Raw genomic sequence first — 25,387 nt, forward strand, 5'->3', positions numbered from 1 at the left:
ATTTGTCAGGAGTGGTTGCAACCGCAAGCGGTCGTAGAAGAATTCGTTTTGCCGTCCGCCGGGGGAACGGGATCATGCCCGCCCGGATTCCACGGATGGCAGCGGCACACGCGCTTGGCCGCCAGCAGGCTGCCCTTGGCGGCGCCGTGCACCTGCAACGCTTCCAGCGCATAGTTCGAGCAGCTCGGATGGAACCGGCAGCTCGGCGCCATCAGCGGGCTGATGGCCAGCTGGTAAAAACGCAGCAGGAAGCGTAGCAGTGTTTTCATGATGCCACAGGTGGAGGCGGCGGCGTCGAAGGCAAGGCCGGTTTCGGCAGCTTGGCCACCTTGGCCTGCGCGAACAGACGTGCCAGTTCCACCCGCAAAGCCGCTTTCAGCTTGGCAGTGGTGGCCGGTCCGTCCTTGCTGTTGACCGGCTTGGCCAGGCGCACCAGGCAGTCGATCGCCGGCAGGCCGGTCTGGCGGAACAATTCGCGGGTGACGCGTTTGATCGTGTTGCGCGTGACGGCGCGCGGCGCAAATCGCTTGGCCACAACGACGCCCAGCCGCGCATGCGGCAATTCATTCAGACGGGTGTAGAGCACGAAGTGCGCGCTTTTTTGGGTAGGGCGCAAACGAAAAACGGATGAAAATTCATCCGTTTTAACGATACGCCGAACGCGCGCGAAGTCGTGTGAACCTTCGCCTGTCGAGCCGCTTGAAATACAGCTTTCCACGCGATCAGCTAACAAGCGATGGCTTATACAGCCAGACGCTTGCGGCCTTTGGCGCGACGTGCGTTGAGCACTTGGCGGCCGCCACGGGTGGCCATACGAGCGCGGAAGCCGTGGGTACGCTTACGGCGTACAACGGAAGGTTGGTAAGTACGTTTCATGTTGGTCTCGCTAAAAGCAGAAAAAAATGCAAAATCGGGTTGTGGCCCCGTCAGTTTTTGGTGCCAATGACACTTCGCGCACCCATGCCAACGCTACCGGCACAAGCTGGGTCCATCTCATCGCCCGCTAAATCCACGCTTACTCCATATTGACGTTCATGTGAATAAACTAGGAATACGGGCGGGGAACCCTGAATTATCAGCATTTCGGTCCCGCTTGTCAACAACTGATGGTCTCGGGCCGCCATTCGGGGGCCGCCTAAAGTGCGAAAATAAGCGTCGTGCCTGTGGATAACTTGGGCCGGCGAGAGTAGAATAGCGCGTTACGTGTGGCGAACCCGGGTTCGCCGACACCCTTATCAGCAGTAAAGAATAGATAAAGATTCATGGAAAATTTCTGGCAGACCTGCTCCGCCCAGCTGGAGCTGGAGCTGACGCCGCAACAATTCAGCGCGTGGATAAAACCGCTCATCCCCCTCGACTACGAGGCGGGCAAGTTGCGTGTGGCCGCGCCCAACCGGTTCAAGCTGGACTGGGTCAAGACCCAGTTCGCCAGCCGCATCACGGCCCTGGCCTGCCAGTATTGGGAAGCGCCGACCGAGGTGCAGTTCGTGCTCGACCCGCGCCTGGCGCTGCCGAAAAAGCCGGCGACCGTGGTGCCCGCACCCGACTACAACGACGGTAACCCGAACGGCCACGCGCGCAACGCCGATCCGGTGCCGTCGGTGCCGGAACTGCCGGCTTCGGCCGCGCCGCGCCGTGAGCAGAGCCGCATCAACACCGACCTGACCTTCGACAGCTTCGTCACCGGTAAGGCCAACCAGCTGGCGCGCGCCGCCGCTATTCAAGTGGCCAACAATCCAGGCGTGTCGTACAACCCGCTGTTCTTCTACGGCGGCGTCGGCCTGGGTAAGACCCACTTGATCCACGCGATCGGCAACCAGGTGATGGCCGACCAGCCGGGCGCCAAGATCCGCTACATCCACGCCGAGCAGTACGTGCGCGACGTGGTGACGGCTTACCAGCGCAAGGGCTTCGACGATTTCAAGCATTACTATCACTCGCTCGACATGCTGCTGATCGATGATATTCAATTCTTCGGCGGCAAGAGCCGCACGCAGGAAGAGTTCTTCTATGCGTTCGAAGCGCTGATCGCCGCCAAGAAGCAGATCATCATCACCTCGGATACCTATCCGAAGGAAATCACCGGCATGGACGACCGCCTGATCTCGCGCTTCGATTCCGGCCTGACGGTGGCGATCGAGCCGCCGGAGCTGGAAATGCGCGTGGCGATTTTGCTGAAAAAAGCCAAGCAGGAAGGCGTCACGTTCTCGGACGACGTCGCCTTCTTCGTGGCCAAGCACCTGCGCTCCAACGTGCGCGAGCTGGAAGGCGCGCTGCGCAAGATCCTGGCGTACTCGCGTTTCCACGGCAAAGACATCACGATCGATATCGTGAAAGAAGCGCTGAAGGATTTGCTGTCGGTGCAGAACCGCCAGATCTCCGTGGAAAACATCCAGAAGACGGTGGCGGACTTCTTCAACATCAAGGTAGCCGACATGTACTCCAAGCGTCGCCCGGCCAACATCGCGCGGCCACGCCAGATCGCGATGTACCTGGCCAAGGAGCTGACGCAGAAGAGTCTGCCGGAGATCGGCGAACTGTTCGGCGGCCGCGACCACACGACCGTGCTGCACGCCGTGCGCAAGATCGCGCTGGACCGCACCAAGAACCCGGAATGCAACCACGAGCTGCACGTGCTGGAGCAAACGCTGAAAGGCTAGCCGGACAGTTGGTTTGCCTTTATGATCTAGGCAAAAATGCACGTCTGCTCACAAGGCAACATTGTTATAAAAATATCGTTTAATCTTTACTATTGAGGATAACTATGCAATTGGTCAAAACCACCCGAGATACCCTTCTCCGGCCACTGCAGATCGTGAGCGGTATTGTCGAGCGTCGGCACACTATGCCGATTCTGGCCAATATCCTCATCCGCAAAGAGGGCGAAAGCGTATCCTTCCTGTCGACCGACACCGAAGTCCAGATCACCACCAACGCCGAGATCGGCTCCGGCAGCGAAGTGACCGGCACCACCGTGGCCGCGCGCAAGCTGCTCGACATCCTGCGCGCGCTGCCTGAATCGGGCGACGTGACGATGACCCTGCTGAACAAGCGCCTGACGGTGCAGACCGGCAAATCGCGCTTCGCGCTGCAGACCCTGGCCGCCGAAGAATTCCCGACCGTGCAGCAGGCCGACAGCTACAGCGCCTCCGTCACCCTGCCGCAGAAAACGCTGAAGCACCTGTTCAACATGGTGCACTTCTCGATGGCGCAGCAGGACATCCGCTATTACCTGAACGGCCTGCTGCTGGTCCTGGACGGCAAGAACGTGATCGCCGTGGCCACCGACGGTCACCGCCTGGCGTTCTGCCAGGTCGAGACCGAGCAATCGTTCGAGCGCCAGGAAGTGATCATCCCGCGCAAGACCATCATCGAACTGCAGCGCCTGCTGGAAGAGAACGACGAGACCGTGCAGCTGGACATCGCCGCCAACCAGGTCAAGCTGACCTTCGCCGACATCGAGCTGATCTCCAAGCTGGTCGAGGGCAAGTTCCCCGACTACACGCGGGTGATCCCGAAGGGCTACAAGAACGAATTCACGATCGGCCGCGATGAGCTGCTGCGTTCGCTGCAACGCGCCGCCATCATGACCAGTGACAAGTTCAAAGGCGTGCGCTGCATCATCACGCCGGGCAGCATGAAGATCAGCTCGACCAACGCGGACCAGGAAGAGGCCGTGGAAGAACTGGAAATCGACTACGGCGGCGACAGCGTCGACATCGGCTTCAACGTGACCTATCTGCTGGACGTGTTGAACAACCTGAAGTGCGACCAGGTCAACGTCGCGCTGGGCGATTCGAACTCGTCCGCGCTGATCTCGATCCCGGACAATGCCGACTTCAAGTACGTCGTCATGCCGATGCGCATCTAAGTCTTTTGTAGCCGCCGTAAGAACATCAGTAATCGATAACAGAGAAAGCAGCACATGTCCGCCATCCCAGAAGAGAATCCAGTACCAGTACCGGCCAAAACCGAAGAATACGGCGCCTCATCGATCCAGATCCTCGAAGGTCTGGAAGCAGTCCGCAAACGACCCGGCATGTACATCGGCGACACCTCGGACGGCACCGGCCTGCACCACCTGGTGTTCGAAGTGCTGGACAACTCGATCGACGAATCGCTGGCCGGCCACTGCACGGAAATCCACGTCACCATCCACTCGGACAACTCGATCTCGATCACCGACAACGGCCGCGGCGTGCCGACCGGCCTGAAGATGGACGACAAGCACGATCCGAAGCGCTCCGCCGCCGAGATCGTCATGACCGAACTGCACGCCGGCGGCAAGTTCGACCAGAACTCGTACAAGGTGTCGGGCGGCCTGCACGGCGTGGGCGTATCGTGCGTCAACGCGCTGTCGAAGCTGCTGAAGCTGACCATCCGCCGCGACGGCAAGGTGCACTACATGGAGTTCGTCCGTGGCGTGCCGCAGAACCGCGAACTGGCGGAGAAGGACGGCTTCGCCGTCTCGCCGATCAAGGTCATCGGCGACACCGACAAGCGCGGCACCGACGTGCACTTCTGGGCCGACGAGGAAATCTTCACCCACGTCGAATTCCACTACGAGATCCTGGCCAAGCGCATCCGCGAACTGTCGTTCCTGAATAACGGCGTCAACATCAAGCTGACCGATCAGCGCAACGGCAAGGAAGAGATCTTCGCGTTCGAAGGCGGCACCCGCGGCTTCGTCGAGTACATCAACAAAGCCAAGACCGTGCTGCACCCGACCGTGTTCCAGGCCACCGGCGAACGCATGTCGGACCAGGGCACCAACATCTCGGTGGACGTGTCGATGCAGTGGAACGACGCCTACAACGAACAGGTGCTGTGCTTCACCAACAACATCCCGCAGCGCGACGGCGGCACCCACCTGACCGGCCTGCGCGCCGCGATGACCCGCGTCATCAACAAGTACATCGACGAGCAGGAATTCGCCAAGAAGGCCAAGGTGGAAATCTCCGGCGACGACATGCGCGAAGGCCTGACCTGCGTGCTGTCGGTCAAGGTGCCTGAGCCGAAGTTCTCGTCACAGACCAAGGACAAGCTGGTGTCGTCCGAAGTGCGCGGCCCGGTCGAAGAGATCGTCGCCAAGACGCTGTCGGACTACCTGCAGGAAAAACCGAACGACGCCAAGATCATCTGCGGCAAGATCGTCGAAGCGGCGCGCGCGCGCGAAGCGGCCCGCAAGGCCCGCGACCTGACCCGCCGCAAAGGCATCATGGACGGCCTGGGCCTGTCGGCCAAGCTGGCCGACTGCCAGGAAAAAGATCCGGCGCTGTGCGAACTGTACATCGTCGAGGGTGACTCCGCAGGCGGTTCCGCCAAGCAGGGTCGCGACCGCAAGTTCCAGGCGATTTTACCGCTGCGCGGCAAGGTGCTGAACGTGGAGAAGGCGCGCTTCGAGAAGATGCTGTCGTCGGAACAGATCACCACGCTGATCGCCACGCTGGGCACGTCGATCGGCCCGGACGAATTCAACGTCGAGAAGCTGCGCTACCACCGCATCATCATCATGACCGATGCGGACGTCGACGGCGCCCACATCCGCACGCTGCTGCTGACGCTGTTCTATCGCCAGATGCCGCAGCTGGTCGAGCGCGGCCACATCTACATCGCGCAACCGCCGCTGTACAAGGTCAAGGCCGGCCGCGACGAACGCTACCTGAAGGATGACGCGGAAGAAGCGAGCTACATGATGAACGTGGCGCTGAACACCGCCGCGCTGATGCCGCGCGAAGGTGCCGATCCTATCGTCGGCGAACCGCTGGGCGAGCTGGTGCGTCAGTTCAATCTGGCCAACGTCATCATGACGCGTCTGACCCGCGTGATCGACCGTGCGGCGCTGACCGCCATCATGACCGGTGTGACCTTGGATCTGAGCACGCAGGAACTGGCCGATGCATCGGCCCGCGCGCTGGTGGCGGAGATCAACGATATCGCGGTCAAGGTGACGGTGATTTCGGACGAGCTGTCCGAGAAGCACGCGCTGCGCATCGAGCGTATGCATCACGGTAACATCAAGGTCAGCTCGATCGATGCGGACTTCGTGCAGGGCGCGGACTACAACGTACTGGCCAGCGCGGCAGCCACGTTCAAGGGCCTGATCGGCGAAGGCGCGTACGTGCGCCGCGGCGAAGGCGAGCGCACCAAGGAGTCGGCCGTGGTCGACTTCCACCAGGCGATGCAGTGGCTGCGTGATGAGGCGGAACGTGTGGTGTCCAAGCAGCGTTACAAAGGTCTGGGCGAGATGAATCCGGATCAGCTGTGGGAGACTACGATGGATCCGACGGTTCGTCGCTTGCTGAAGGTGCAGATTGAGGACGCGATTGCTGCGGATCAGATCTTCACTACGTTGATGGGTGATGACGTTGAACCACGTCGGGCGTTCATTGAGAACAATGCTCTGCGTGCTGGCAATATCGACGTGTAACTCGAACTAAACTCAAAAAAAAGCCAACCAATCCGGTTGGCTTTTTTACTTCGATTGCAAAATTCCGTACTACACCGGGTGGGCAGAGCGCTGATTTGACAAACTAATCAAACCTCTCGAATAGGGCTCCTTCATGCCGTCCCATTTCTTGCGCTCATCACCTTACCGTACCGCTACCAATTTTCTTTACGTGCTCCAAAAATTGAGCGACGCTCAGAATCGCGCCGCGCTGATTTGGCTGGAAGGACTCATGGAGCGAGCAAGGAACCACCAAGTGTAAATTTGCACGATTCATTTCAGTTGTCTGTGCCACGGAAATACCCGGCTCCAAGGTCAGCAAATGTTTATGTGCAATCCGATCGGCCTCCGCCAAGACTTGGCGCCAACGGTCCTTGCAAGATGTCTTTACTCCCAACATTGTTAAGCTTGATGCAGGGACTGACGGGTCGTGATATGCCTCTTCAGTGGGGAACAAAAAATCCGGACCGTTGCGTTTTTCTGTCGTGGCTTCACGGCAATATGTTAAGCCATGAGCCTTGAGCATTGCCTCGACATGATTTGCAAACGCCCAGCCTGCACGGGACTTGCGCCTGTTTTGAACGCTCAAAGAATATTGAACAAATCCATCTACATCCGGCTGTCCATCTACGATGAAGCCACGCTTCAAACGTTCACCAACAATATGGCGTTCCAAAGTCATAAACAGACGCTCTTCCAAATCCATCCAGTAGAGCAAAGCGCTATCTGGGTCCGCCACCGGATCAACATCACGCGTCAACTGCCGGGCGAAAAGCGAAAATTTTGCTGTAGATGGGAAAGATTCACCGAACTTGTTGAGTAACTTATGCAGCCACTGATCTTCCGTTACCGTGATCTCTATATCGATCAACTCTAAAATATGGCGGGCAGAAATATCCAGCGCCCGCCCAGCCTTGCCTCGCAGATCTACTTGGTCAATCGAATAACTCTCCCCCCTTTTAAGACCAAAGAGCCAAAGCAGCTGCTGCTCAACTGAACTACCCTGTGGGCAAAGCACGGCAAGGAGCGGTCCACTCTTGGGTTTGCATAAGAAGAGTCTATCGCCGGCGCTTGCACGATGAACAACCTCTTCGGATGCCGCTGGATAGTAAAGCCGGTACTCTGGCTCCCGATGACTTTGGCCTCGCCGGCTGTCGTACCAAGTTCCAGTTAGGGCCACGCTTGCCGGCTCCATTTCATCACTAAGCCAAACATAGGTCACTGGGATGGAAGTTTTAGCCTCCGGCGACCCAAGGAATGCACGAAAATCGCTAACGCCTTGAAATTCATGGCCTCGCGATACCGAAGGGTCGACTTCGGTTCCTTGGAGCAATTTTGTACCAATGCCATCGAAATAGTCTGAGAGTTCGCCTTGTTTCACTTAGGAGTCCAAAAATAGTTGCAAGTCATCAATATACCCCCGTATGCATCAAGTTATCAATAACCAATCGTTACACTTTATTTTTTCATCACGGTCACAGCAAATTGGAACCATTTTTTGCAGGGTGCGTCTGATAGTTGGGTAGCCGATCAGTAAAGACTCCACCGCTGGGTCAAGTGAGTGATATCATGTCACACGTTTATTCCGAACAGCTAGAACTGCCCATGACTACCAACAATTCCGAAGACTTAGCACTGATCACGAGACTTCTTGAGATCTACGATCAAAAGCAAATCGCTGAATTTCTCAACCCTGAGAAAAAGGCAAACGGACGATGCAGGGAGACGATTAATCGTTGGCTGAAAGGCACGACATCTGGTCCAGCACTCACCCATGCGGAATTTGAAACTCTGACCGCACTACTGCCTCAACCACCTAAAAATCACCCAAACTATGACTTTAAATTCATCGACCTATTTGCAGGAATCGGTGGTATTCGTCGAGGATTCGAGGAGATTGGCGGACAATGCGTGTTTACCAGTGAGTGGAACACGTACGCGGTGCGGACCTACAAAGCGAACTATTATTCTGATCCTGAGAACCACACCTTCAATACGGACATTCGGAAGGTGACACTGAGTGAGGATGAGAGTATTTCTGAGGAAGAAGCATACAAGCATATAGACAAGATCATTCCGGATCACGATGTGCTCTTGGCGGGATTTCCTTGTCAGCCGTTCTCTATCGCCGGCGTTTCTAAGAAGAACGCGATGGGACGTGCGCATGGCTTTGAGTGCAAAACTCAAGGTACCTTGTTCTTTGACGTCGCCAGGATTTTGGCAGCAAAGCGCCCCTCAGCGTTCCTGCTAGAGAACGTAAAGAATCTCAAGAGTCATGACAAAGGAAGGACGTTTAAAGTAATCCTCGAGACTTTGGAAGAGTTGGGCTACTGGGTATCGGACGTTGACGTTAGCGGCGCCGCAGATCCTAAAATCCTTGACGGGAAGCACTTCGTTCCTCAACATCGTGAGCGGATCGTGCTTGTAGGATTCCGTAGGGATCTAAACGTTCACGATAAATTCACTCTTACTGAAGTGGCGAAGCAGTACCCCAAGAAGCGCCCTAAGCTTGGTGATATTTTACAAGATGAAACTGACCCTAAGTATATTTTGACCCCAAAACTGTGGGAGTACCTCTTTAACTACTCCATCAAACACAAACTTAAAGGCAACGGATTCGGCTATGGCTTGGTGAAAAGCAGTGATGTAACTCGCACGCTCTCTGCTAGGTACTACAAAGATGGCTCAGAAATTCTTATAGATCGCGGTTTTAATCACGCACTAGACTTCCATCATCCAGACAACTTGGACAACCGGCCACGACGCCTCACCCCAATTGAATGCTCAAGGCTTATGGGCTACGCTAGCGTAGGTGAAAAACCTTTCAAGATTCCAGTATCGGACACCCAAGCCTACAAGCAGTTTGGTAATTCTGTAGTCGTCCCAGTCTTCCGCGCCGTGGCTAAGTTGATGAAGCCTCGTGTCATGGAAGCGAAAGCCAAAATCGCTGGAATTTCGAAAGCAGCTTAGCGTGGTGGACGTACATGATCGGGAAACGCGCTCGAGAAACATGAGCGCGATCAGATCTAAGAATACCAAGCCCGAATTGCAAATCCGTCGATGGCTGCATGCTGCCGGCTTCAGGTTCAGGCTGCACCGGAACGATCTTCCAGGACGACCTGATCTTGTCCTCGCCAAATACCGCGCGGTCATTCTTATACATGGATGTTTCTGGCATGGTCACGACTGCCACATGTTTAAGATACCAAATTCAAGGAGAGAATTTTGGCTCGAAAAAATCAATGCGAATCGCGACCGTGATGCGCGTGACATCGCTAGATTGTTTGATGCCGGATGGCGAGTGATGACTGTTTGGGAATGTTCGATGAAGGGCACACGGCGACGCACCGCCGATGCAATTACAGCGGAAATAGCTGATTGGCTGAACTCAAATGTCCAGTTTGCATCTGTTACCGCAGATAATGTTGAACAGGTCTAGTTCGCAACCAACCTCCCCTATTCGCCAAAATCAGTCCAGCCGAGGCGAAGGTCTTCGATGATATCAGTAGCAATCTCGAAATCCGCGTCACTTTCGACCTCGACTTCTAGCACGACCTTACCGCGTCGGACCGCTTCCCATTGGATCAACGGTGCGGTGTCTTCGGAAGAATACTGAAACATTCTCCGAAAAAAATTCTGCATATCGTCACCAAGGGTATAGCCGTCACCTGCTGACGCGCCCTCATCGAATGCCCAAGCGTCATCGGGAGCCTCGCAACTGCGGATCAAAACAAGAGCTTCGCTTCCGAAGCCTGCTAACATCAGCTCAGTTCTTGCACATTCTGCTTGACCGTGACTGTCGAACACCGCCGTAATTCTATTTCTCATAGCAAATCGTCCAGGCTCCAACCTCTATTCAGTTAGACCTATATGTCCGCGCATAGTTTTGGTTTGTGGCCAAAAAGCAGCGACAAGACGCGGCAGACGCCAATTGTCCTTAACCAACAAATTCAGCTCGACGAAAAAGTAGCGATAGTCGATGTAAGCGTCGCACCACACGAGGTTTTGTCACCATCATAGGCTACCGCCTTACCGCTCACTGTATGCGTCGAGCTGCCACTCGCAACAGTGCAATTCTGATGGCCATTGATGGGACAACTACATTTGTCGCCAACGACGACGACAGATTTTCCCTCAACAGTAAAATGGGCGACGCTGCTGCTAAGGACGCTGCCGCCGTGCGATGTAGGATCGCCGACGCGTATGACGTTTGACATATTGATTTCCTCATCCTAAACAGCTTAGCAGTAGCGACAAATAAGAAATGGAACTACGGCGACTGCTTAAATAATTGAAATCTTTATTACTAATACGGAACAGCCCATGCGGGGAGCTTTTCATAAGGAACGTTTGGCTGAAAAATTGATTCTATTATTTTACCAGTACGGACGTCATATAAAGTTAATGTCCCTGCAAAGTGCCGCCCGCCGCAATCTATCCCTATCTTTCTTCCGTCCTCCCAAAACCAATAGTCGCGTATGAATGGCTGGCATTCAATATGTAAAAATCTTCCATCGCGATAAACTGTGAGATTGCTGCTTCCCGGCCCCACGTCTCCCTCCGCAGTCCAGGTATTTTCTATCAGCCAAGCAGCGGTGCGCTTATCTTTCGACAATTCAGCCTGTGTCGCCCGCCCCACCTTAGTTAGCTTCTTTTCTTTTCCGTTCGAATAGATTACATGAACGTTCGCAGATTTATCTATATAAATACGTTCTAAAATTACTTCTTGCGCCCACACGTTTGTCATAAGTAAACAAAGGAAAGAATAAATAATATATCTCATCTTTAATTCCCTAAGAATTTCACCCGGCGCTGCGTTCCATTAACACCGCCGTGCAGCCATGCTTTGACAACTGCGTTACCCGCACCCAAAAAATTATCTATATGGTAATTTTTAATTGCACTGCCTTTGTCATCAGCAAACCGCAATCCGACTCCTTCTATCTCGACTTTCGCATCACCGGGAATTACGTGTGGATCGACGGCAATCGAATGATTTTCCTTCACCAATCCGAATTTTCCCTTTACCGCTGGAACGTACTGAAATGCCGTATTTTGAGGGAGAACATGATCGGGATTTCCTCTTGAATTGTTAATCCATTTTCCTGTCATATGAAGAAGCGCAATGTACTGCCCACTCAAATCCATTCCGGTTCCCTGCATCGGAATCCCTTGTGCCCCAAACAAAAAGTCCTCTTTGTGTTTCTCATTCAGGCCATCACCATCAACCAAAGGACCGGAACAATCTATTTCATTGCAAACGTTGTATCCAGTAATCAAAAATGAGGACTCATACCATGCGTCCTTAAGCGTAATTTTGAGGGGATTCGATGATATTCCAGAACTGGAAACGTTTAATTCAAGATTGCCGGATTCGTATGTTTCTAACGTTATTAGCATAACCCCTTCACTATCTGTTTTACCGCAAGAAGTTATCTTATCCGAGCGCCGGTTAGATGTGATACTAAGCGACTGACCACAGACCATCTTTCCACTGGAATGCTGAACAAGTTCAACCTTCACTTTCAGTTGATAAAGAATTTTCCTATCTTCGACTCTTGCCCCTTTGGGAATTACTGGCAAGGTATCTTGATATTTGTTTTTTTCGATAGATAGCCTGCAAACCATTTCTTCAATATTAACGTTAACTATCGATCCTGGTATCTGATTAGTATTTGCGGTCGCAACAATTGTATTTGTCATATTGGTACCTGTGGGTTTGAGTATCAATAGTTTCTGTAAATTGCAAAGGCAGATTCGGAATGACGTTAGCCCTCATCTGAAAGCAACGACAGGGAAATTTCACTTGGCAAAGCTGTGTAGACGCGCTCAGTAAGCCCATTAGCGTCGCTGACTCCGTCCCAGCAGGTCCCGTCTTGCGCCGTAATGCGGTAGCGCTTATTGCAAATGGGAGTCTGTCCGTCACTAGAAACCAGTCGAAACTGTTCATCAAAAGACTCAAGAGACGCGCCATCGGCCACGGGCAGATCCATGGAAGGGACCGGGAAGCTCTTCCCCCCGAGGAATTCATGCTTGGCAGCATGGCCAACGAATCCTCCATTGCTTCCTTGCTCAATGCCTCCTGCATTGAATTTGACGTAGCTACCGCCGCCATTTATTACAACCTCCTCTTTGGCACATATCGAGATGCAGTTAGCCGTTTGAGTGACATTAAGCTTAGCCAGAAGATTGATACTTTCCGAAAGTGCCCGCAAATCAATGTCGCCAGCCGCAGCGACCATCTTCATGCCCGCTTTGTGGACGAACAAACGAAAAGCTTGGCGAGTACTAGCGAAAAATCCGCCACCGCTGGCTATGGAGAGGTCCTTTCCACTAGTTAGCGCGACATGCTGTTCACTAGAAAAATGAGTACTTCCTCTTGTGGTAGTCTCAATTCCCGCAGGACTCGCCAACACCAAATGCGGCGCGGCCAATTGAGGAAAACCAGCGTCACCACCGACTCCCCCTTTAACATTTTCGTTTTGAGCCTTAATTGCCGCTGCCACGTTTGTTTGCATCTCTTCCTGTGCCCCAGCTTGCTGAGCCAACTTCGCAAGTGCCTCATGTTGCTTCTGCGCGGCATTCAGCCTTTGTAACGTCTCGCCCATGTCTTTGATGGGAGATACCCCTATACGACGCGTTTCAGTCGTAAGGAGCATCCCCTTGTTGGCACGCGCCACGCCCCATGCACTGGTCGCCAGCTCCCAGCCTTCGCCACGAGCCCGGCCAACGCCATTCGCTCTCGCTTGAGTGACAAAACCCAGACTGAGTTGTGAATCACAGTGGTCACTGGCCAGTTGCGCGCTAATCTGCCCTTCGGTGTCATCCAACCGCAGCTGGTTAGCACGGCCGCCTTTGATTTCGCGGCTTTTGATACCGGATAGGTAGCGGTTGCCAGGAAGGTCGCCGACGTTGCTGAGGGCTGGCGGGCAAGCCTGCTGGTTGTAGAGCTGGCCAACGATCACCGGCTTGTCCGGGTCACCTCCAATGAAATTGACCAGCACTTCGGTGCCGATGCGTGGCAGGCCGATGGTGCCGCATTGCTGAAGGCTGCCGGGTCCGTTGCCTGCCCAGTTCGAGGCTACGCGCACCCAGGCGGAATCAGTCTGGGTATCGGATGCGCCGGCGTTGGAGGCTTGCTCGTGGTCCACCGCGCGCGTGCCGGGGAAGCGAATCTTCACCCGCCCCATCTGATCGCAGTGAACTTCCTCCCCTTCCGGCCCGACAACGATCGCACTTTGCATCAGCGCCTGCGGCAGATCCGTGTGCGGATCGTAAGCCGGCACGATGATCACCCCACGCCGCACCGCCGTGAACTGGATATGCATGCGCAGCGGTCCCGATGCCACCTTGTCCGCCACATCCCTTTGCATCTGCAACTCTTGCGCGCCCTGCATCCAGCGGCTGCGAGCGAACAGGCGCTCCACGCGCGCCGCCAGCGCCTTGGGCAGGTTGTTCTGCGCGTTCACCTGCAAGGCCGTGACGACAAAATCCCGCTCCTCGGCCGGATGCTGGTCCACCTCCGGATGCTCGGCCAGCGTGAAGTACTCCCCCGCGCACAGATCGCGCACGCTGCCTTCGCCGTGGAAGCATTTCGTTTCATAGTCATGCCGGTTCATGCGCAGCCTGCCCAGCCGGCACAGATCCTCGTTGTCGCTCCCCGTATGCGGCGCCAGGATTTGATAGTCGTCCAGGCTCGCGGCGAGCTCGTTGCCGCTCACGCCCTGGTTCACGCCGCTGCCGACGTCCATCATCATGAAGTCGCGGCCTTGCGAGTTGCGATAGTCCCAGCTATGCCGCGTCACCGTGCCCGGTTGCAGGCTGCGCACCGCGCTCCAGGAAGTGATCGTGTCGCGCTGCTCGGTCGCCGCGTCGCGGTGGTAGCGGATGGTGCCGGCGGCGTTCTGGCGCAGGCTGTCGGCGTTGTTGAACAGCACCAGCGTATGCACCGGATACTCGCCGCCCTCCGCGCGCACGAACCAGCCGATGCCGCGCCGCTTCAGCAGGCGCCGGATGAAGGCCGCGTCCGATTCGTTGTGCTGCATGGTGAACTCGCGCTGCGGATATTCGCGCTGGTGGAAGCATTCGTCCACCTCGTGCTTGAAGCAGACGCCGAGGATGGGGCTTTTGTGCCGCCATTCGTTCAGGATGCGCTGGACGATCTCCACCTCGTCCATGTTGCGGAACACGCGCGTGTTGGTGCGCTTTTCCAGTATCGACAGCGCGTCGCGCAGCACCAACTGGTAGCTGGCCAGGCCGCCGTCGCTGTCGCCCGAGCTGGCCTCGGTGACGATGCCGCAGACGCTGCGCAAGTCGCCCATGTCGGTGACGAACTCCAGCGCGGCCGGCACGGCGATCATTTGCTTCAGCGGCAGATACGCGTCGGACGACACGCACAGCACGCGATACTCGATGCCGCCGCACAAGCTCTCCGAGCCGAACACCCGCTGCGGCAGCAGCATGTCGTCGTTGACGCCGCCGGGCAGATCCAGCCGCAGGCGCAGCGGCCGGTTGCTGGCCACCAGTTCCTTGGCCAGGCCCATGAAGCTGAAGAAATCATTATCGCTTTCCACAATCGCTCCTCAGGTATGCAGCAGGTACATCAGTTCTTCGCGGTCCTGGCGTGGCGGCCCGTCAACCAGGCAGGTGTTGACGCCCAGCCTGCATCCGCCGTCCAGGCTTGGCGTACGCACATCCTCCCCCCGCTGGATCAGATGCACTTCATACGTCATGCCCACGCCGCAATGCAGGCCCAGCATCGCTTCCAGCCGCTGCGCGGCGCTGTGGCCGGGCAGGAAATCTTCGTAGGCAGCCCGATCCAGCGGACCGATACGCAGGCGCACGCGCGCGTCGCAACCGTAGATGCGCTCGCCCAGCATCACGCCCGCGCCCAGGTCGACATGGGCCTTGCCCAGCCGCGCCTGATCCGCGGCCGGCAATGCCTGCCACTGCCCGACCAGCTGCTCCACCACAAAGCGCGCGTTGAAGTATTCCGAGTAGATCCCGGCCATCAGCGGCGCCGACACGCTGCGGCTGCGGAGCTGCATCGCGTAGCGCGCCAGCGTCTCGCGCTCGACCGATCCGTCGGGTGCCGTACCGGACAGTGCAAGCAGCATCGCGAGAAAACCGTCGCCGTCATCCGCCGCCGTCATGCATTCCGGCCGGTGCTTGGCCCACGCCTGGTAGAACATGCACAGCGACCGGTGCGACAACATGTCCAGGAAGGCGCGCGGGCCGCCGTCGTTGCTGGTCCTTTCGTGACGGTGGAGACGCTCCGAGTAATGCAGCGGCAGCGCGCCGTGGCTGCCCAGCAGACCCATGAAGGCGGGCGTCAGGCGGATCAGGTCGTCGCCATCGTCGCTGACGTTCTCGATCTGGTTCGGCGGGAAAGCCAGCGACAGCCGGTTGCGATAGCGCAGCCGGCGCGGCGGCTGCGCCTGCTCGACCAGGCGCACCGCCTGGAAGAACTCGAAGCCTTGCGGCTCCGCCAGCAGTTCGTCGATCAGGCCAGCGTCAGTGCGCCGTTGCGAGGCAGGCATCGCAGCAACTCCTTTCCGCTCACATGGGACAGCACGACCAGTTGCGTGAAGCTATTCAAATGCACGTGCAGGCCGAACAGGTGATCGAGCATCTGCGCGAAGGCGTGCACACCGGTGCCGGCATATGCCTCCTCGTCCAGCGACACCCGCACTTCCACGCCGCGCAGATAGGCGCTGCCACGCGCCTGCCGCACCCACGCGGTGGCCGGCTGCTGCGACAGCGCCATGACGCCGTCGATCTGCCGCTGCGAGACGGCGCTGTCCTGCTGGGCGTACAGTCGCAGCATCGCGGTCAGCGCCGGCAAGCCCTCCTGCGTCAGCGAGCGGTGGTTCAGGGCCAGTTGCGTGATGAGTCCCCATTGATTGCCGCCGCTTGCCTGCCGGTAGGACAGTGTCGGCCGCCGCAGCAGGCGAATCGGGAAGCTGCCGGCGGCCGCCTCGGTGCTGAGGTCCCCGCGCGCGCGGCCATATTGCATGCCATGAGGCAGGTTGCGATTGGTGCAGGTGACGCGCACCGACGCCGTGCCTTCGTCCAACGTCAGCGGCGAGAAATCGCGGTCCACCAGCGACAGAGAGTATTCGTGGCCGGCGGCGGCATCGGCCAGTTCCTCGTCGCGATGGGCGAGCCAGTAGTGGCCTTTGCGGCTGTCCTCCTCGCCGTGGCGCAGCGAATAGTAGGGAAAGAACTCGGTGATCGCGCTGCCTTGCGGCGTCTTGCGCAGCAGCTGCACCGTATCGATGCTGTAGATCTCGCAGGCGCTGCCTGGCATTTCGTCCGGCATCAGCGGATAGCTGCTGCGGCGATGGTCGATGCGGATCGGCGTGGCCTGCTGCGTGTACAGATTGATCACGGGCGTGCAGCCCAGCACCAGATGGTCTTCCGACAGCGTGCGCAGGATGCGCACGGCCGGCGCGTCGGGCCGCAGCTCGGCCAGGGCGATGCGTAACGTCAACCGCGAGCAATCGGCCGGACTGGCAGCCACCAGCGCGGCCAGATCGATATCGAAGAAGTCGAATTTTTCCGGGAAGGCGAAGTACTCGCTCAGCAGCCGGTAGGCGCTGTGCTCCGAGGACGTGGCCGGCAGCAAGACGTCCTCGGCGGCAAAACCGGCCGGCGCGATCGGCAGGCGGGCCAGCATGCGCCACTGGCCATCCGCCTCCACGCAGGCGCAGGCTGCGCGCATGAAGAGCATGTCGCGCAGGGTGGCCCGCAGCGATGCCTCGCCGTCGATGAAAATGCGCAAGGTGGACAAGCCCAACGCCGCCAAGCCCCGCGCGGCGGCCGTGCTGTCGATGGTGATGCAGATCGCGGAACCGGCCTCGCCCGGCAGCGGCAGGGTCGACGGTGCCTGGATGTACGGTTCGAACCAGGCGGCGCCGATGGTCAGCGGCGCCACCGTCACATCGTAGACGGTGCGGAAGCGGCAGGCGACGGCGCTGCGCCCCAGCGACTTCATCTCCGTGCCGCGCGGCAGCGTGGTGACGCTGCTGATTTCGTTGACCTTGGCGCCGCTGTAGTCGATGCGGGCGATGGAGCAGGAAGGCATCGGCCGCAGGTAATGCGGATACAGCATGCCCAGCAGCGCTTCGGTGAAGTTGGAATAGCCGTCATCGAGCAGCTTGGCGACGCGGGCGTTGAGAAACGCCGTAGCCTGGATCAAACGTTCGACATGCGGATCGGCGCAAGTCTCGCCGCTCATTTGCAAACTGCCCGCCAGCTTGGGGTAGCGACTTGCAAACTCGGCGCCAGTCCGGCGCAGCATGCTCAATTCGCGTTCGAAGTAAGGCAGCAGTTTTTCCATCGTGGCATCCGTCGCAAGATGGGCGGCCCACAGAAATTTATGGACCGCTCAGGTTGCCGATCATGTCATGCCAGCAGGTTCGCCTATTTGATCTTCAGCAACGCAGCCTTACTTCGTCACCCGCTCCCAACCGGCGCGCACCGCCTCCTTGAACTTCTCCCAACTCGACTGCGCGTGCTTGCTTTCCCAATTGCTGCGCAGTTCAGGTTCGACCTCCTCCCACGGCTTGTCCTTGTAGCCGGGATTGCCGGCCATCGATTCGCCGTAGCGGTAGGCCGGATCAAACTCCTGATAAGTACCGCCGCCATACGAGAAAGTGTTCTGCCAGTGCGTACGGAAATACAGGACGTCGTCGCCCTCGCCGCCGCGCAGGATGTTCAGGCTGTCCTGGTTGGGTCCCGTCGCATCGCGCGGGTAGATGCGCATGCCGCTGCGCTGCACCGTGCTCTGCTCCGAGATCGGCGCGTTCACGCCGGTCAACGACGGTGACGCTGTTTCGCCGCGCTGCATCGAACCCGGCGTCAGCGATCCTTGCTCGGAACGCGCAAAGTCCACCGCCTCCTCGCGCTGGCGGATGCCGTGCTGCTCCGGCGCGCTTTGCTGCGCGCCCAGGCCGCTCTGCTTGGCGCCGGCGCCACTATGCAGCACCTCGCCGCCGGTCCAGCCGCTAGCGCGCCACATGGTCTCGTGCTCGTCGATGTCGATCGGATTGAAATCTTCCACGATGTCGGCCGCGCGGTCGGCCGCGTCCAGGCTGACGGTCTGGATGGTCAACACCACATGGCCGCGGTTCAACGCTTCCGCGTAGATGTGGCGGTCCGCATGCTCGCGTCCCAGCAACTGGCTGAACATCTGCTTGATGCTGTGGAGGATGGATTCGTTGTCGTTGATGCGCGGCGTGCCGGCCACGCTGCCGGAATCGCTCACGGTGATGCTCTCGGCGGCATAGCCGCTGTGGATCAGTTCGTCCTTGGCTCGGTTAGCCTCGGCACGGGTTTCAAATACAGCTGCCAATGTGTGTGTCATGTTGGGCTCCTGGGTTGAGACGCTAACGATCGGTCACCATTCCAGTCTACGTCCGATGCCACAGGCGTAGCGCCCGTTTGCCAGCAGGCAATCACTGCGCACGAACACCGGCGATGTCCGTGCGCTCCGGCTGTTTAAGATCAGCCCTTGTTTTCGATAGCCTGGGTCAACTCCCCAGCCTTCATCGCGCTCATCAGGCCCATCAAGGTGCCGAAGGCGTTGCTGTCGCCGCCGCCCATCTGCACTTGCGGCACCAGCGGCACTTTGGCCGTTTCAAACGCTTCGGCCAGGCGCAGCATCACGGTTTGCATCAGCTGCTTGTCCGCGCCTTCGCCCTGCATCGCTTCGGACTTGGCCTGGATGGCCGCAGCCTCCGCCTCACCGACCGAGCGGATCGCCGATGCGCGGCCGGCGCCTTCCATCTCCTGGCGGAACTTGTCGGCCTGCGCCAGCGCTTCGATTTCCTGGCGGCGCTTCTCGGCGGCCTTGACGTTGGCCGAGCCCTGGTTCTCCTTGATCGAGATGTCCACCAGCGAGCCGGTCAGCTCCTTCTGCTTGGCGGCGCGTTGTTCGGCTTCGTTCAGTTCGCGCTGCTTGTCGGCCGCGATCTGTTTCTGGGCAAACGTTTCGACCTGCTCGCGCGCGATCTGGCGGTCGCGCAGCTGGGCCATGATGTCCTCGATCTTGTTATCGCCAGGCTGCGGTTTCGGCGTGCCGATCAGCACCTCCTGGAATTCCAGCGAGTAGGCCTGGAAGCGCTGCTTCATGTCGATCGACGCGTTGTTCTGCAACTCGCTGCGCGACTGGATCAGGTCGATGAAGGTCTTGGTCTGCGAAACGTTTTTAAAGTACGACGACACCATCGGATCGAGCGTCTGCTCTACCAGCTGCGCCACGTTGCCGAAGCGCTGCACCACCATCGGCGCCTTGCGGTAGTCGATGTGCACCACCACCGACAGCGGCAGCTGCGGCTCGAACGCGTCCTTGGTGATCAAGGTGATCTCGCGCAGGTTCTTGTCGAAGTTGGAGCCGCTCTCGCCGGACTTCCACATCAGCACGAAGTTGGTGGTCGGCACCAGCTCGATCTTGCCGGCGTAGGTGTTGAAGGCGTACTTGCCAGGCATCAGCGCATCGCGCCACACGCCGCGGCAGCCGGTCTCCACCAGCTCGCCGTGCGAATACTCGCTGCCCGACAAGTCCGTGCCCACGCGGCCCGTGTACGACACCACCACGCCGACAAAGCCGACCGGAATGATGGTCTTCTTGATGAACTCGACCGTCGCGAACAGGCGGTTGATGAAGTAGGTGCCCTCCACCAGCACCCGCTCCTGGCGGCCGCGACGGCCACCGGCGGCGAGGAATTTCTCCGGCTCCTGGAAGGCGTTGTGGGTGTCGCCGACATCGGGCGCCAGCAGCTCGTCCTTCAGCAGGCCGGGACCGTCCTGAACCGTCACCACGGCCAGCTGGTCGGAGTCATGCGAACCGGTCACTTCCTTGATCACCACAGGCTTGAAGCCGCCGCGCTCGTCGAGCACGCCGCGCATCTGCTGGTAGTAGGCTTTTTCCAGCGCATCCAGCGACATCGAATAAGTCGTCTCTTCCGTCATCACGACGAACAGTGCGGGGTTGATGATATGCGTACCTTCGCGCAGCACCATGCGCTGCGGGCCTTTCTGGCCGCCGTCGCGCAGGAAGTCGCGGACGTTGCGGAAGTCGACGATGCGCGAGTTGTCGGCCAGCGTCTGGCCGGCCGGCAGGTCCAGGCCGTCGCGGGCGAACACGTAGGCGATGGTGCCCTGCGTGACCGAGACCATCGGATGAATGTGCACGCGATACTGGAACGGTGCGAAGAAATGGAAGCCACCGCGGCGCAGGTCAGGCTGCAGGCCGGCCTCGCCGTTCAGCGCCAGCAGGCCGTTCTGCACCGAGCCGGACGAGCTCCATAGTTTTTCGATGACCCCAACCCTGTCGTTGGGGATGTACTTGATGATCCCGGAAAACTTGATCAAAGCGGCGATGATTAAAATCAGGACGACAACGGTCACTTCACTGCCAAGCAGGGTAAACATACGAACCTTTCGGTTGTGGAAAAAGTTGTGGATGCAGGTGTAGCGTGTGCGGTCTGACGCAGCTAGCGCGGCGGGCTGGCAATGGTCAGGCTGGCGTGTGGGGGAGTTGCTGCGGTTGCCGCGAGGGCACTTGCGAGTGGGGTGAACACGATTTTTTGTTAGGACTTTTCAGTGAGTTCGTGCAGCTCATTCTGGCACAAATCCCTTGAAGGTAAAGGCTGTCTGCCGCGATTAGAGCTGCAGCTCTAATCGCGGCAGACCACCTTAACCGGCCGGGGTGTAGCTGAAGCCGGCGCCGACGATCTTGGCGATGGCGGCCTGGTTTTCCACGCTCTCGCTAAAGCCTGTCAGCAAGTCGGCGCGCGACACGCCGTCGTGCAGCCGGTCCAGCCAGAAGCTGTTGCCGCCGGCATCCGGCGCGCGGTGCAGCACGTTGTTGTAGAGGTTGGTGACGAACTGCTGGTCGGTCGGCGCCGCGCCGTACAGGGTCTTGAATTCCTGGCTGTCGATGAAGCCCTGCGCCACCGTCTTCAGCTCGACGCCGCGATCCAGAACATTGATCCAGTAGCCGACGCCGCCGCTGTCCGGCGCGCGGTTGAAGGCGGACTGGTACAGCCGGTAGGCCTGGCCGCCGGCGCCGCCCAGATCCAGCGCCACCGCGTGATCCGAGAACATCAGGCGCTCGACGTTGGTCAGCGTATCGGCATCCTTGCCGGCCCAGTAATCCTTGACGCTGACGCTGCCGTCGGCGTTGCGGACGATGCTCAGCTGATACTGCTTTTGCGTGTAGTACACGGTGTCGAGGCCGGCGCCGCCGTTCAGGCTGGCGCCGGTGCCCGTGCCCAGCATGTAGTCGTTGCCGTCGGTGCCCACCGCGACCGGCTTGGTGGTGGTGAAGCTGTAGCTGGTCGCACCCGCGTAGTGGTTGCCGGCCAGGTCGAGGATGCTGCCGTCCGGCAGGTTCAGCGTGTAGGTCATGCCCGGCACCAGGTTCTGGTGCGGATTGATCACCAGCGTATGGCCCGACACCGACGCCAACGCCTCGCCGGTGCCGGTCACCGCGACACCGGCGGCGTCGGTCAGGGTGATGCCGGCGCCCAGCATGATGGTCTCGTTGAAGTTGAGCGCGATGCGCGGCGCCAGCGACACATCGGCCGCGCCCGCGGCCACCGTGGCCGACACCAGCAGCGGCGCCGTCAGGTCGCCGCTGGTCAGGGTTTCCTCGACCGTGTAGGTACCGGTGTTGTCAGTGCCGCCGCGGATGTCCAGGTAGTAGTCGCCGGAGCTGGTGGCGATGTAGGACATGCGCAGTTCGTTGCCGCTGACGGCGCTGCTGCTGGCATAGGCATACGAGCCGCCGTAGTTGCTCACCAGCGACATGCCGGCATAGTTGCTGCTGGCATCCAGGGTGCCGCCGCCGCTGGCCTTGCCGTGCAGGTCGAACACATAGGTCCGGCCCGCATCCAGGTGCACCTTGATCCAGTCATGGTCGTCCGCCACGCCGATGGTGCCGCTCACCGGTGCGCCGGGGCTCAGCGTGCCCAGGGTGGCCGTGCTGGCGGGGAAATCGTCGCGCCCCAGGTCGGTCGCGCTCAGCTTGTAGCTGCCCGCCTGGCCGCTGCTCGCCGAGGTCGACACGGTCAGGTAATAGTCGCCCGACTGCTGCGGCTCGAGCAACTTGTAGATTTTGCCGGACGCGTACTGGTAGCGCGTCGACACGTAATAGCCGGAGCTGTCCTTCATGTCGAGCGATGCGTAAGTAGTCCAGCTGCTGCTGCCGTCGGTCGGCGCCAGTTCCAGCGCATAGGTCTGGCCGGCAATCAGGCGCACCTTGAAGACATCGACGTCGCTCGGCAGTTCCAGCTTGCCGAGCATGGCCGTGCCGGGCTCCAGCACGCCGGCATGGGCCGCGTCGTTGCCGTAGTCATCCGTCTGGCCGAGTTGCGCCGCCACCACGTAGGTGCCGGACGACTGCGGCGCCGCCACTTCGAGGTAATAAGTGCCCTTGACCGTCGGCGTGAACGGCAGGATCGAGGCGGTGGCGTTGTAGGTGGTGCCCGCCTTCGCCAGCAGCGTGCCGGCGGCGTCGAGCAGGTTGAAGGTGGAGCCGTAACCGGCGACCAGCGTGCCGGCGCCTTCCTTCTGGCCCTTGAGCGTGAACCAGTAGGTGGTGCCGGCGTTGAGCGAGACCGCAAACCAGTCGCGGTCGCCGCCGCCGGCTTCCAGCTCGCCGCCCATCGGGGCGCCCACCTGCAGCTTGCCGGCGGTGGCGGCGGTGGCGCCGAAATCGTCCACCGTCTTGCTCGCGGAGACGGTGTAGCCAGCGCCGGTGTAGCCGGACGCCTGCAGGTAGAAACTGCCGCCCTTGGTCGGCGTATAGCTGAAAGTAGGGTTGCTGCTATAGAACAACGGCACAACGGTGGCGCCGGCGCCATCCTGCAGCTGGGCCTGCGAGTAGGCGGAGCTGGTCCCATCGCCGGTGATGCTGAAGGTATAGGTTACGCCGGCGGCCAGCTCGGTCTTGAACAGGTCGACATCGTTGGGCGCCTGCACCTTGCCGCTCAGCGTGGTCCCCAGTTCCAGCGGGGCGGCGTCGGCGCGGGTGCTGCCATAGTCGTCCGGCTCGGCAACGCCCAGCTTGATCGTGTACGACAAGGGGGTGGACAACGAGTAGGAACTGTCCGCGCGCACCGTGTAGCTGCCGCTCTTGTCCGCCAGGAAGCGGAGCACCGTCTCGTTGTTGACCGTCTGGCTGCCATAGGTGACGTACTGGCCATTGCTGTCATACAGGCTGAGGTTGGCGTTGCGGCTATCGCCGGTTGGCGTCTTCAAGGTCACCGTATAAGCCTGGCCCGCCACCGTGGTGAAGGTGAAGGGGTCGGTGTCGCCGCTGAACTCCAGCGTTCCGTTCAGCTGGCCGCCCTCGTTCAGTTGTCCCGGCGCGCTGGTCGTAAAATCGTCGCTCAGCAAGCGCATGGTTTGCGTGTAGTTGCCGATGTAGGAGCCGCTGCTCACGGCCAGGAAATAATCGCCGCCGGTCTCCACCCGGAACGGATAGCTGCTAACCGGGGCGAAATAGCGCCCGTTTGCGTCATAGATGGCGACGTCGGCCGGCACCGATCCGGTTCCGGCGCCAAAGGCGAGGATCTGGCCGGCCTCGGCGTGGAACTTGAACCAGTCGACGTCGCCCGGCCGCTCGAACACGCCGGCAACGGTATCGCCGTTGATGACGCCGGTGGTTTTGGTGTTGGCGGTGAAATCATCCGCCTCCGGACGCGCCACCTTGACGGTGTAGCTGCCGGCGCTGTTGTATCCGGCGCCGGCCGCCACGAAGTAGTTGCCGGTAGTGGTAGGCGTAAAATTCAGCGCCGGCCCGTAGTCGCCGTTGCCGCCGCCGTAAGCGTAGCTTAGCGACTGCCCGGCGGGGCCCAACAGCGTGAGCGAGGTATACGCCAGGCTGGCCGGCGAGTCCGCGTCTTGCGGTACGCCGTTCAGCGACAGCACGTAGTTGGTGCCAGCCGTGAGCGATACGCGGAACCAGTCGCTGTCCGACGTGGTCTCAAATATGCCGGTCATGCCCGTGCCGACGACCAGGCGGCCAGTGGTGTTGATGTCGCTGCTGAAGTCGTCGCTCATGGGAATTGGAGATAAAGTAATAGTTCTAACATAATATCAATATTTCATATCAGAAAAACTATTCAATTGTCACCCACAGCCGCGCTGCGCCCAGCGTCTATAATGGATTTTCCCTGCCGAACCCGGAAAGTGCCCATGCCGAAGCCCGTGCCGTCCCTGTTTGCACTGCCCCTGGCGGCCCTGTCGCTGACGGCGGCGCATGCCGCGCCGGGCGAACTGGTGATGCTGGCGCCGCTGGACCAGACCATGCCCATCGTCCGCTTCAGCAACGGCGCGCTGGATGGCGGCATCCTCAAGGACGTGGGCGACGCCCTGGCGCAGCGGCTGGGCCTGCGCGCGGTCTACCTCAGCGTCGACGTCGCCGGCGTCACCCCGGCGCTCAGCAGCGGCCGCGCCGACGCCATGTGCTACGTGATGCCGGTCTGGATCGACGGCGACTACGACTGGAGCACGCCGCTGCTGCCCGACACCGAACTGGTGGTGGCGCACGCCGACGCGCCCCGCCTGCGTTCGCTCAAGGACCTGCGCGACAGGCCGATCGGCACCGTGGCCGGCTACCGCTATCCGCGCCTCGAGCAGGTGCTGGGCAGGCGCTTCTTCCGCATCGACTCGGCCAGCATGGACGTCAACGTGCAGCAGATGGTGGCCGGCAAAGTGCAATACACGCTGGCCGGCGAGAACACGCTGTTCTACCTGCAGCGCATCCATCCCACACTGAAGCTGCGGCCGGAGCTGGTGTTCGCCAGCTTCAAGGCGCAGTGCGCGTTCTCGCGCAAATCGCAAGTCCCATTCACCGACGCCAACCGGGTCATCGACGCCATGCTCAAGGAAGGCGTCATCGACCAGATCCTGGCGCGCTACCGCTAG

At 59.4% G+C, this 25,387-nt stretch carries 20 protein-coding genes; 6 read left to right on the forward strand and 14 right to left on the reverse strand.

The features are described from left to right. Nucleotides 1–5: 5 nt before the first annotated feature. The 3 genes from yidD to rpmH are packed head-to-tail and all read right to left on the reverse strand — an operon-like array spanning nucleotide 6 to nucleotide 876. Nucleotides 6–269, reverse strand: coding sequence for a membrane protein insertion efficiency factor YidD (yidD, locus tag D0T21_RS29460; protein ID WP_116993990.1), 264 nt, complete (start codon nucleotides 267–269; stop codon nucleotides 6–8). Beyond that, the gene (gene rnpA, locus D0T21_RS29465; protein ID WP_116994020.1) at nucleotides 266–706 is read right to left on the reverse strand and encodes a ribonuclease P protein component; all 441 of its coding nucleotides are present in this window, start codon (nucleotides 704–706) and stop codon (nucleotides 266–268) included. Before rnpA ends, yidD begins: the two co-directional genes overlap by 4 nt. A gap of 35 nt (nucleotides 707–741) precedes the next feature. After that, on the reverse strand, nucleotides 742–876 hold the full coding sequence (rpmH, locus tag D0T21_RS29470; protein WP_040378179.1) for a 50S ribosomal protein L34: 135 nt from the start codon (nucleotides 874–876) through the stop codon (nucleotides 742–744). Nucleotides 877–1,262: 386 nt separating this feature from the next. On the opposite strand from rpmH, the gene dnaA reads away from it, so the two are divergent. From dnaA to gyrB, 3 genes are all read left to right on the forward strand, one after another. Further along, nucleotides 1,263–2,660, forward strand: coding sequence for a chromosomal replication initiator protein DnaA (dnaA, locus tag D0T21_RS29475; protein ID WP_116993989.1), 1,398 nt, complete (start codon nucleotides 1,263–1,265; stop codon nucleotides 2,658–2,660). A 104-nt stretch (nucleotides 2,661–2,764) separates the two neighbouring features. After that, nucleotides 2,765–3,871 carry a DNA polymerase III subunit beta gene (dnaN, locus tag D0T21_RS29480; RefSeq protein ID WP_008453129.1) on the forward strand — a complete coding sequence of 369 codons (1,107 nt, stop codon included), beginning with the start codon at nucleotides 2,765–2,767 and terminating at the stop codon, nucleotides 3,869–3,871. Between the two features lie 54 nt (nucleotides 3,872–3,925). Beyond that, nucleotides 3,926–6,430 carry a DNA topoisomerase (ATP-hydrolyzing) subunit B gene (gene gyrB / locus D0T21_RS29485; protein ID WP_116993988.1) on the forward strand — a complete coding sequence of 835 codons (2,505 nt, stop codon included), beginning with the start codon at nucleotides 3,926–3,928 and terminating at the stop codon, nucleotides 6,428–6,430. A 157-nt stretch (nucleotides 6,431–6,587) separates the two neighbouring features. Here the strand turns inward: gyrB and D0T21_RS29490 are convergent, their stop codons facing one another. Continuing rightward, nucleotides 6,588–7,829: a type II restriction endonuclease gene (locus tag D0T21_RS29490; RefSeq protein ID WP_116993987.1), complete on the reverse strand. Its 1,242-nt coding sequence runs from the start codon at nucleotides 7,827–7,829 to the stop codon at nucleotides 6,588–6,590. A gap of 224 nt (nucleotides 7,830–8,053) precedes the next feature. Here D0T21_RS29490 and dcm point away from each other — a divergent pair, with 224 nt between their 5' ends. Both dcm and D0T21_RS29500 read left to right on the forward strand, forming a co-directional pair. Continuing rightward, entirely contained in the window at nucleotides 8,054–9,418 is a 1,365-nt protein-coding gene (gene dcm / locus D0T21_RS29495) for a DNA (cytosine-5-)-methyltransferase (RefSeq protein ID WP_199538637.1), read from the forward strand. 1 nt (nucleotide 9,419) lies between these two features. Beyond that, nucleotides 9,420–9,887, forward strand: a complete 468-nt coding sequence (locus D0T21_RS29500; RefSeq protein WP_116993985.1) for a very short patch repair endonuclease — start codon at nucleotides 9,420–9,422, stop codon at nucleotides 9,885–9,887. 17 nt (nucleotides 9,888–9,904) lie between these two features. Here D0T21_RS29500 and D0T21_RS29505 read toward each other — a convergent pair whose 3' ends face one another. From D0T21_RS29505 to D0T21_RS29545, 10 genes are all read right to left on the reverse strand, one after another. Further along, nucleotides 9,905–10,210 carry a hypothetical protein gene (locus D0T21_RS29505; RefSeq protein WP_116993984.1) on the reverse strand — a complete coding sequence of 102 codons (306 nt, stop codon included), beginning with the start codon at nucleotides 10,208–10,210 and terminating at the stop codon, nucleotides 9,905–9,907. A gap of 188 nt (nucleotides 10,211–10,398) precedes the next feature. Then, a complete protein-coding gene (locus tag D0T21_RS29510; protein WP_116993983.1) occupies nucleotides 10,399–10,665 on the reverse strand; it encodes a PAAR domain-containing protein in 267 nt (88 codons plus the stop codon). Nucleotides 10,666–10,754: 89 nt separating this feature from the next. Continuing rightward, nucleotides 10,755–11,231 (reverse strand): hypothetical protein, encoded by a 477-nt coding sequence (locus tag D0T21_RS31920; RefSeq protein WP_147328209.1) that lies wholly within the window; start codon nucleotides 11,229–11,231, stop codon nucleotides 10,755–10,757. A gap of 2 nt (nucleotides 11,232–11,233) precedes the next feature. Beyond that, entirely contained in the window at nucleotides 11,234–12,151 is a 918-nt protein-coding gene (locus tag D0T21_RS29515; protein WP_116994599.1) for a 3D domain-containing protein, read from the reverse strand. Between the two features lie 65 nt (nucleotides 12,152–12,216). Next, a complete protein-coding gene (locus tag D0T21_RS29520) occupies nucleotides 12,217–15,021 on the reverse strand; it encodes a type VI secretion system Vgr family protein (RefSeq protein WP_229211690.1) in 2,805 nt (934 codons plus the stop codon). 9 nt (nucleotides 15,022–15,030) lie between these two features. Continuing rightward, nucleotides 15,031–15,987 carry a type VI secretion system baseplate subunit TssG gene (gene tssG / locus D0T21_RS29525; RefSeq protein ID WP_116993939.1) on the reverse strand — a complete coding sequence of 319 codons (957 nt, stop codon included), beginning with the start codon at nucleotides 15,985–15,987 and terminating at the stop codon, nucleotides 15,031–15,033. After that, a complete protein-coding gene (tssF, locus tag D0T21_RS29530) occupies nucleotides 15,951–17,789 on the reverse strand; it encodes a type VI secretion system baseplate subunit TssF (RefSeq protein WP_116993940.1) in 1,839 nt (612 codons plus the stop codon). Before tssF ends, tssG begins: the two co-directional genes overlap by 37 nt. Nucleotides 17,790–17,897: 108 nt before the next feature. After that, nucleotides 17,898–18,815 carry a hypothetical protein gene (locus D0T21_RS29535; RefSeq protein ID WP_116993941.1) on the reverse strand — a complete coding sequence of 306 codons (918 nt, stop codon included), beginning with the start codon at nucleotides 18,813–18,815 and terminating at the stop codon, nucleotides 17,898–17,900. A gap of 140 nt (nucleotides 18,816–18,955) precedes the next feature. Then, on the reverse strand, nucleotides 18,956–20,884 hold the full coding sequence (locus D0T21_RS29540) for an SPFH domain-containing protein (RefSeq protein WP_116993942.1): 1,929 nt from the start codon (nucleotides 20,882–20,884) through the stop codon (nucleotides 18,956–18,958). Nucleotides 20,885–21,148: 264 nt separating this feature from the next. Next, nucleotides 21,149–24,520 (reverse strand): DUF4214 domain-containing protein, encoded by a 3,372-nt coding sequence (locus D0T21_RS29545; protein WP_116993943.1) that lies wholly within the window; start codon nucleotides 24,518–24,520, stop codon nucleotides 21,149–21,151. A gap of 135 nt (nucleotides 24,521–24,655) precedes the next feature. Here D0T21_RS29545 and D0T21_RS29550 point away from each other — a divergent pair, with 135 nt between their 5' ends. Beyond that, nucleotides 24,656–25,387: an ABC transporter substrate-binding protein gene (locus tag D0T21_RS29550; protein WP_116993944.1), complete on the forward strand. Its 732-nt coding sequence runs from the start codon at nucleotides 24,656–24,658 to the stop codon at nucleotides 25,385–25,387.

This window comes from Duganella sp. BJB476 (assembly GCF_003416895.1).
Lineage (GTDB): Bacteria > Pseudomonadota > Gammaproteobacteria > Burkholderiales > Burkholderiaceae_D > Rugamonas.

Excerpts from the sequence above, each read along its gene's own strand:
- D0T21_RS29545 (WP_116993943.1), bottom strand. The coding sequence starts at position 24,520 with ATGAGCGACGACTTCAGCAGCGACATCAACACCACTGGCCGCCTGGTC.
- D0T21_RS29550 (WP_116993944.1), top strand. The coding sequence starts at position 24,656 with ATGCCGAAGCCCGTGCCGTCCCTGTTTGCACTGCCCCTGGCGGCCCTG.
- tssG (WP_116993939.1), bottom strand. The coding sequence starts at position 15,987 with ATGCCTGCCTCGCAACGGCGCACTGACGCTGGCCTGATCGACGAACTG.
- D0T21_RS29535 (WP_116993941.1), bottom strand. The coding sequence starts at position 18,815 with ATGACACACACATTGGCAGCTGTATTTGAAACCCGTGCCGAGGCTAAC.
- tssF (WP_116993940.1), bottom strand. The coding sequence starts at position 17,789 with ATGGAAAAACTGCTGCCTTACTTCGAACGCGAATTGAGCATGCTGCGC.
- dnaN (WP_008453129.1), top strand. The coding sequence starts at position 2,765 with ATGCAATTGGTCAAAACCACCCGAGATACCCTTCTCCGGCCACTGCAG.
- yidD (WP_116993990.1), bottom strand. The coding sequence starts at position 269 with ATGAAAACACTGCTACGCTTCCTGCTGCGTTTTTACCAGCTGGCCATC.
- D0T21_RS29510 (WP_116993983.1), bottom strand. The coding sequence starts at position 10,665 with ATGTCAAACGTCATACGCGTCGGCGATCCTACATCGCACGGCGGCAGC.
- dnaA (WP_116993989.1), top strand. The coding sequence starts at position 1,263 with ATGGAAAATTTCTGGCAGACCTGCTCCGCCCAGCTGGAGCTGGAGCTG.
- rpmH (WP_040378179.1), bottom strand. The coding sequence starts at position 876 with ATGAAACGTACTTACCAACCTTCCGTTGTACGCCGTAAGCGTACCCAC.
- D0T21_RS29515 (WP_116994599.1), bottom strand. The coding sequence starts at position 12,151 with ATGACAAATACAATTGTTGCGACCGCAAATACTAATCAGATACCAGGA.
- gyrB (WP_116993988.1), top strand. The coding sequence starts at position 3,926 with ATGTCCGCCATCCCAGAAGAGAATCCAGTACCAGTACCGGCCAAAACC.
- D0T21_RS31920 (WP_147328209.1), bottom strand. The coding sequence starts at position 11,231 with ATGAGATATATTATTTATTCTTTCCTTTGTTTACTTATGACAAACGTG.
- D0T21_RS29505 (WP_116993984.1), bottom strand. The coding sequence starts at position 10,210 with ATGTTAGCAGGCTTCGGAAGCGAAGCTCTTGTTTTGATCCGCAGTTGC.
- dcm (WP_199538637.1), top strand. The coding sequence starts at position 8,054 with ATGACTACCAACAATTCCGAAGACTTAGCACTGATCACGAGACTTCTT.
- D0T21_RS29540 (WP_116993942.1), bottom strand. The coding sequence starts at position 20,884 with ATGTTTACCCTGCTTGGCAGTGAAGTGACCGTTGTCGTCCTGATTTTA.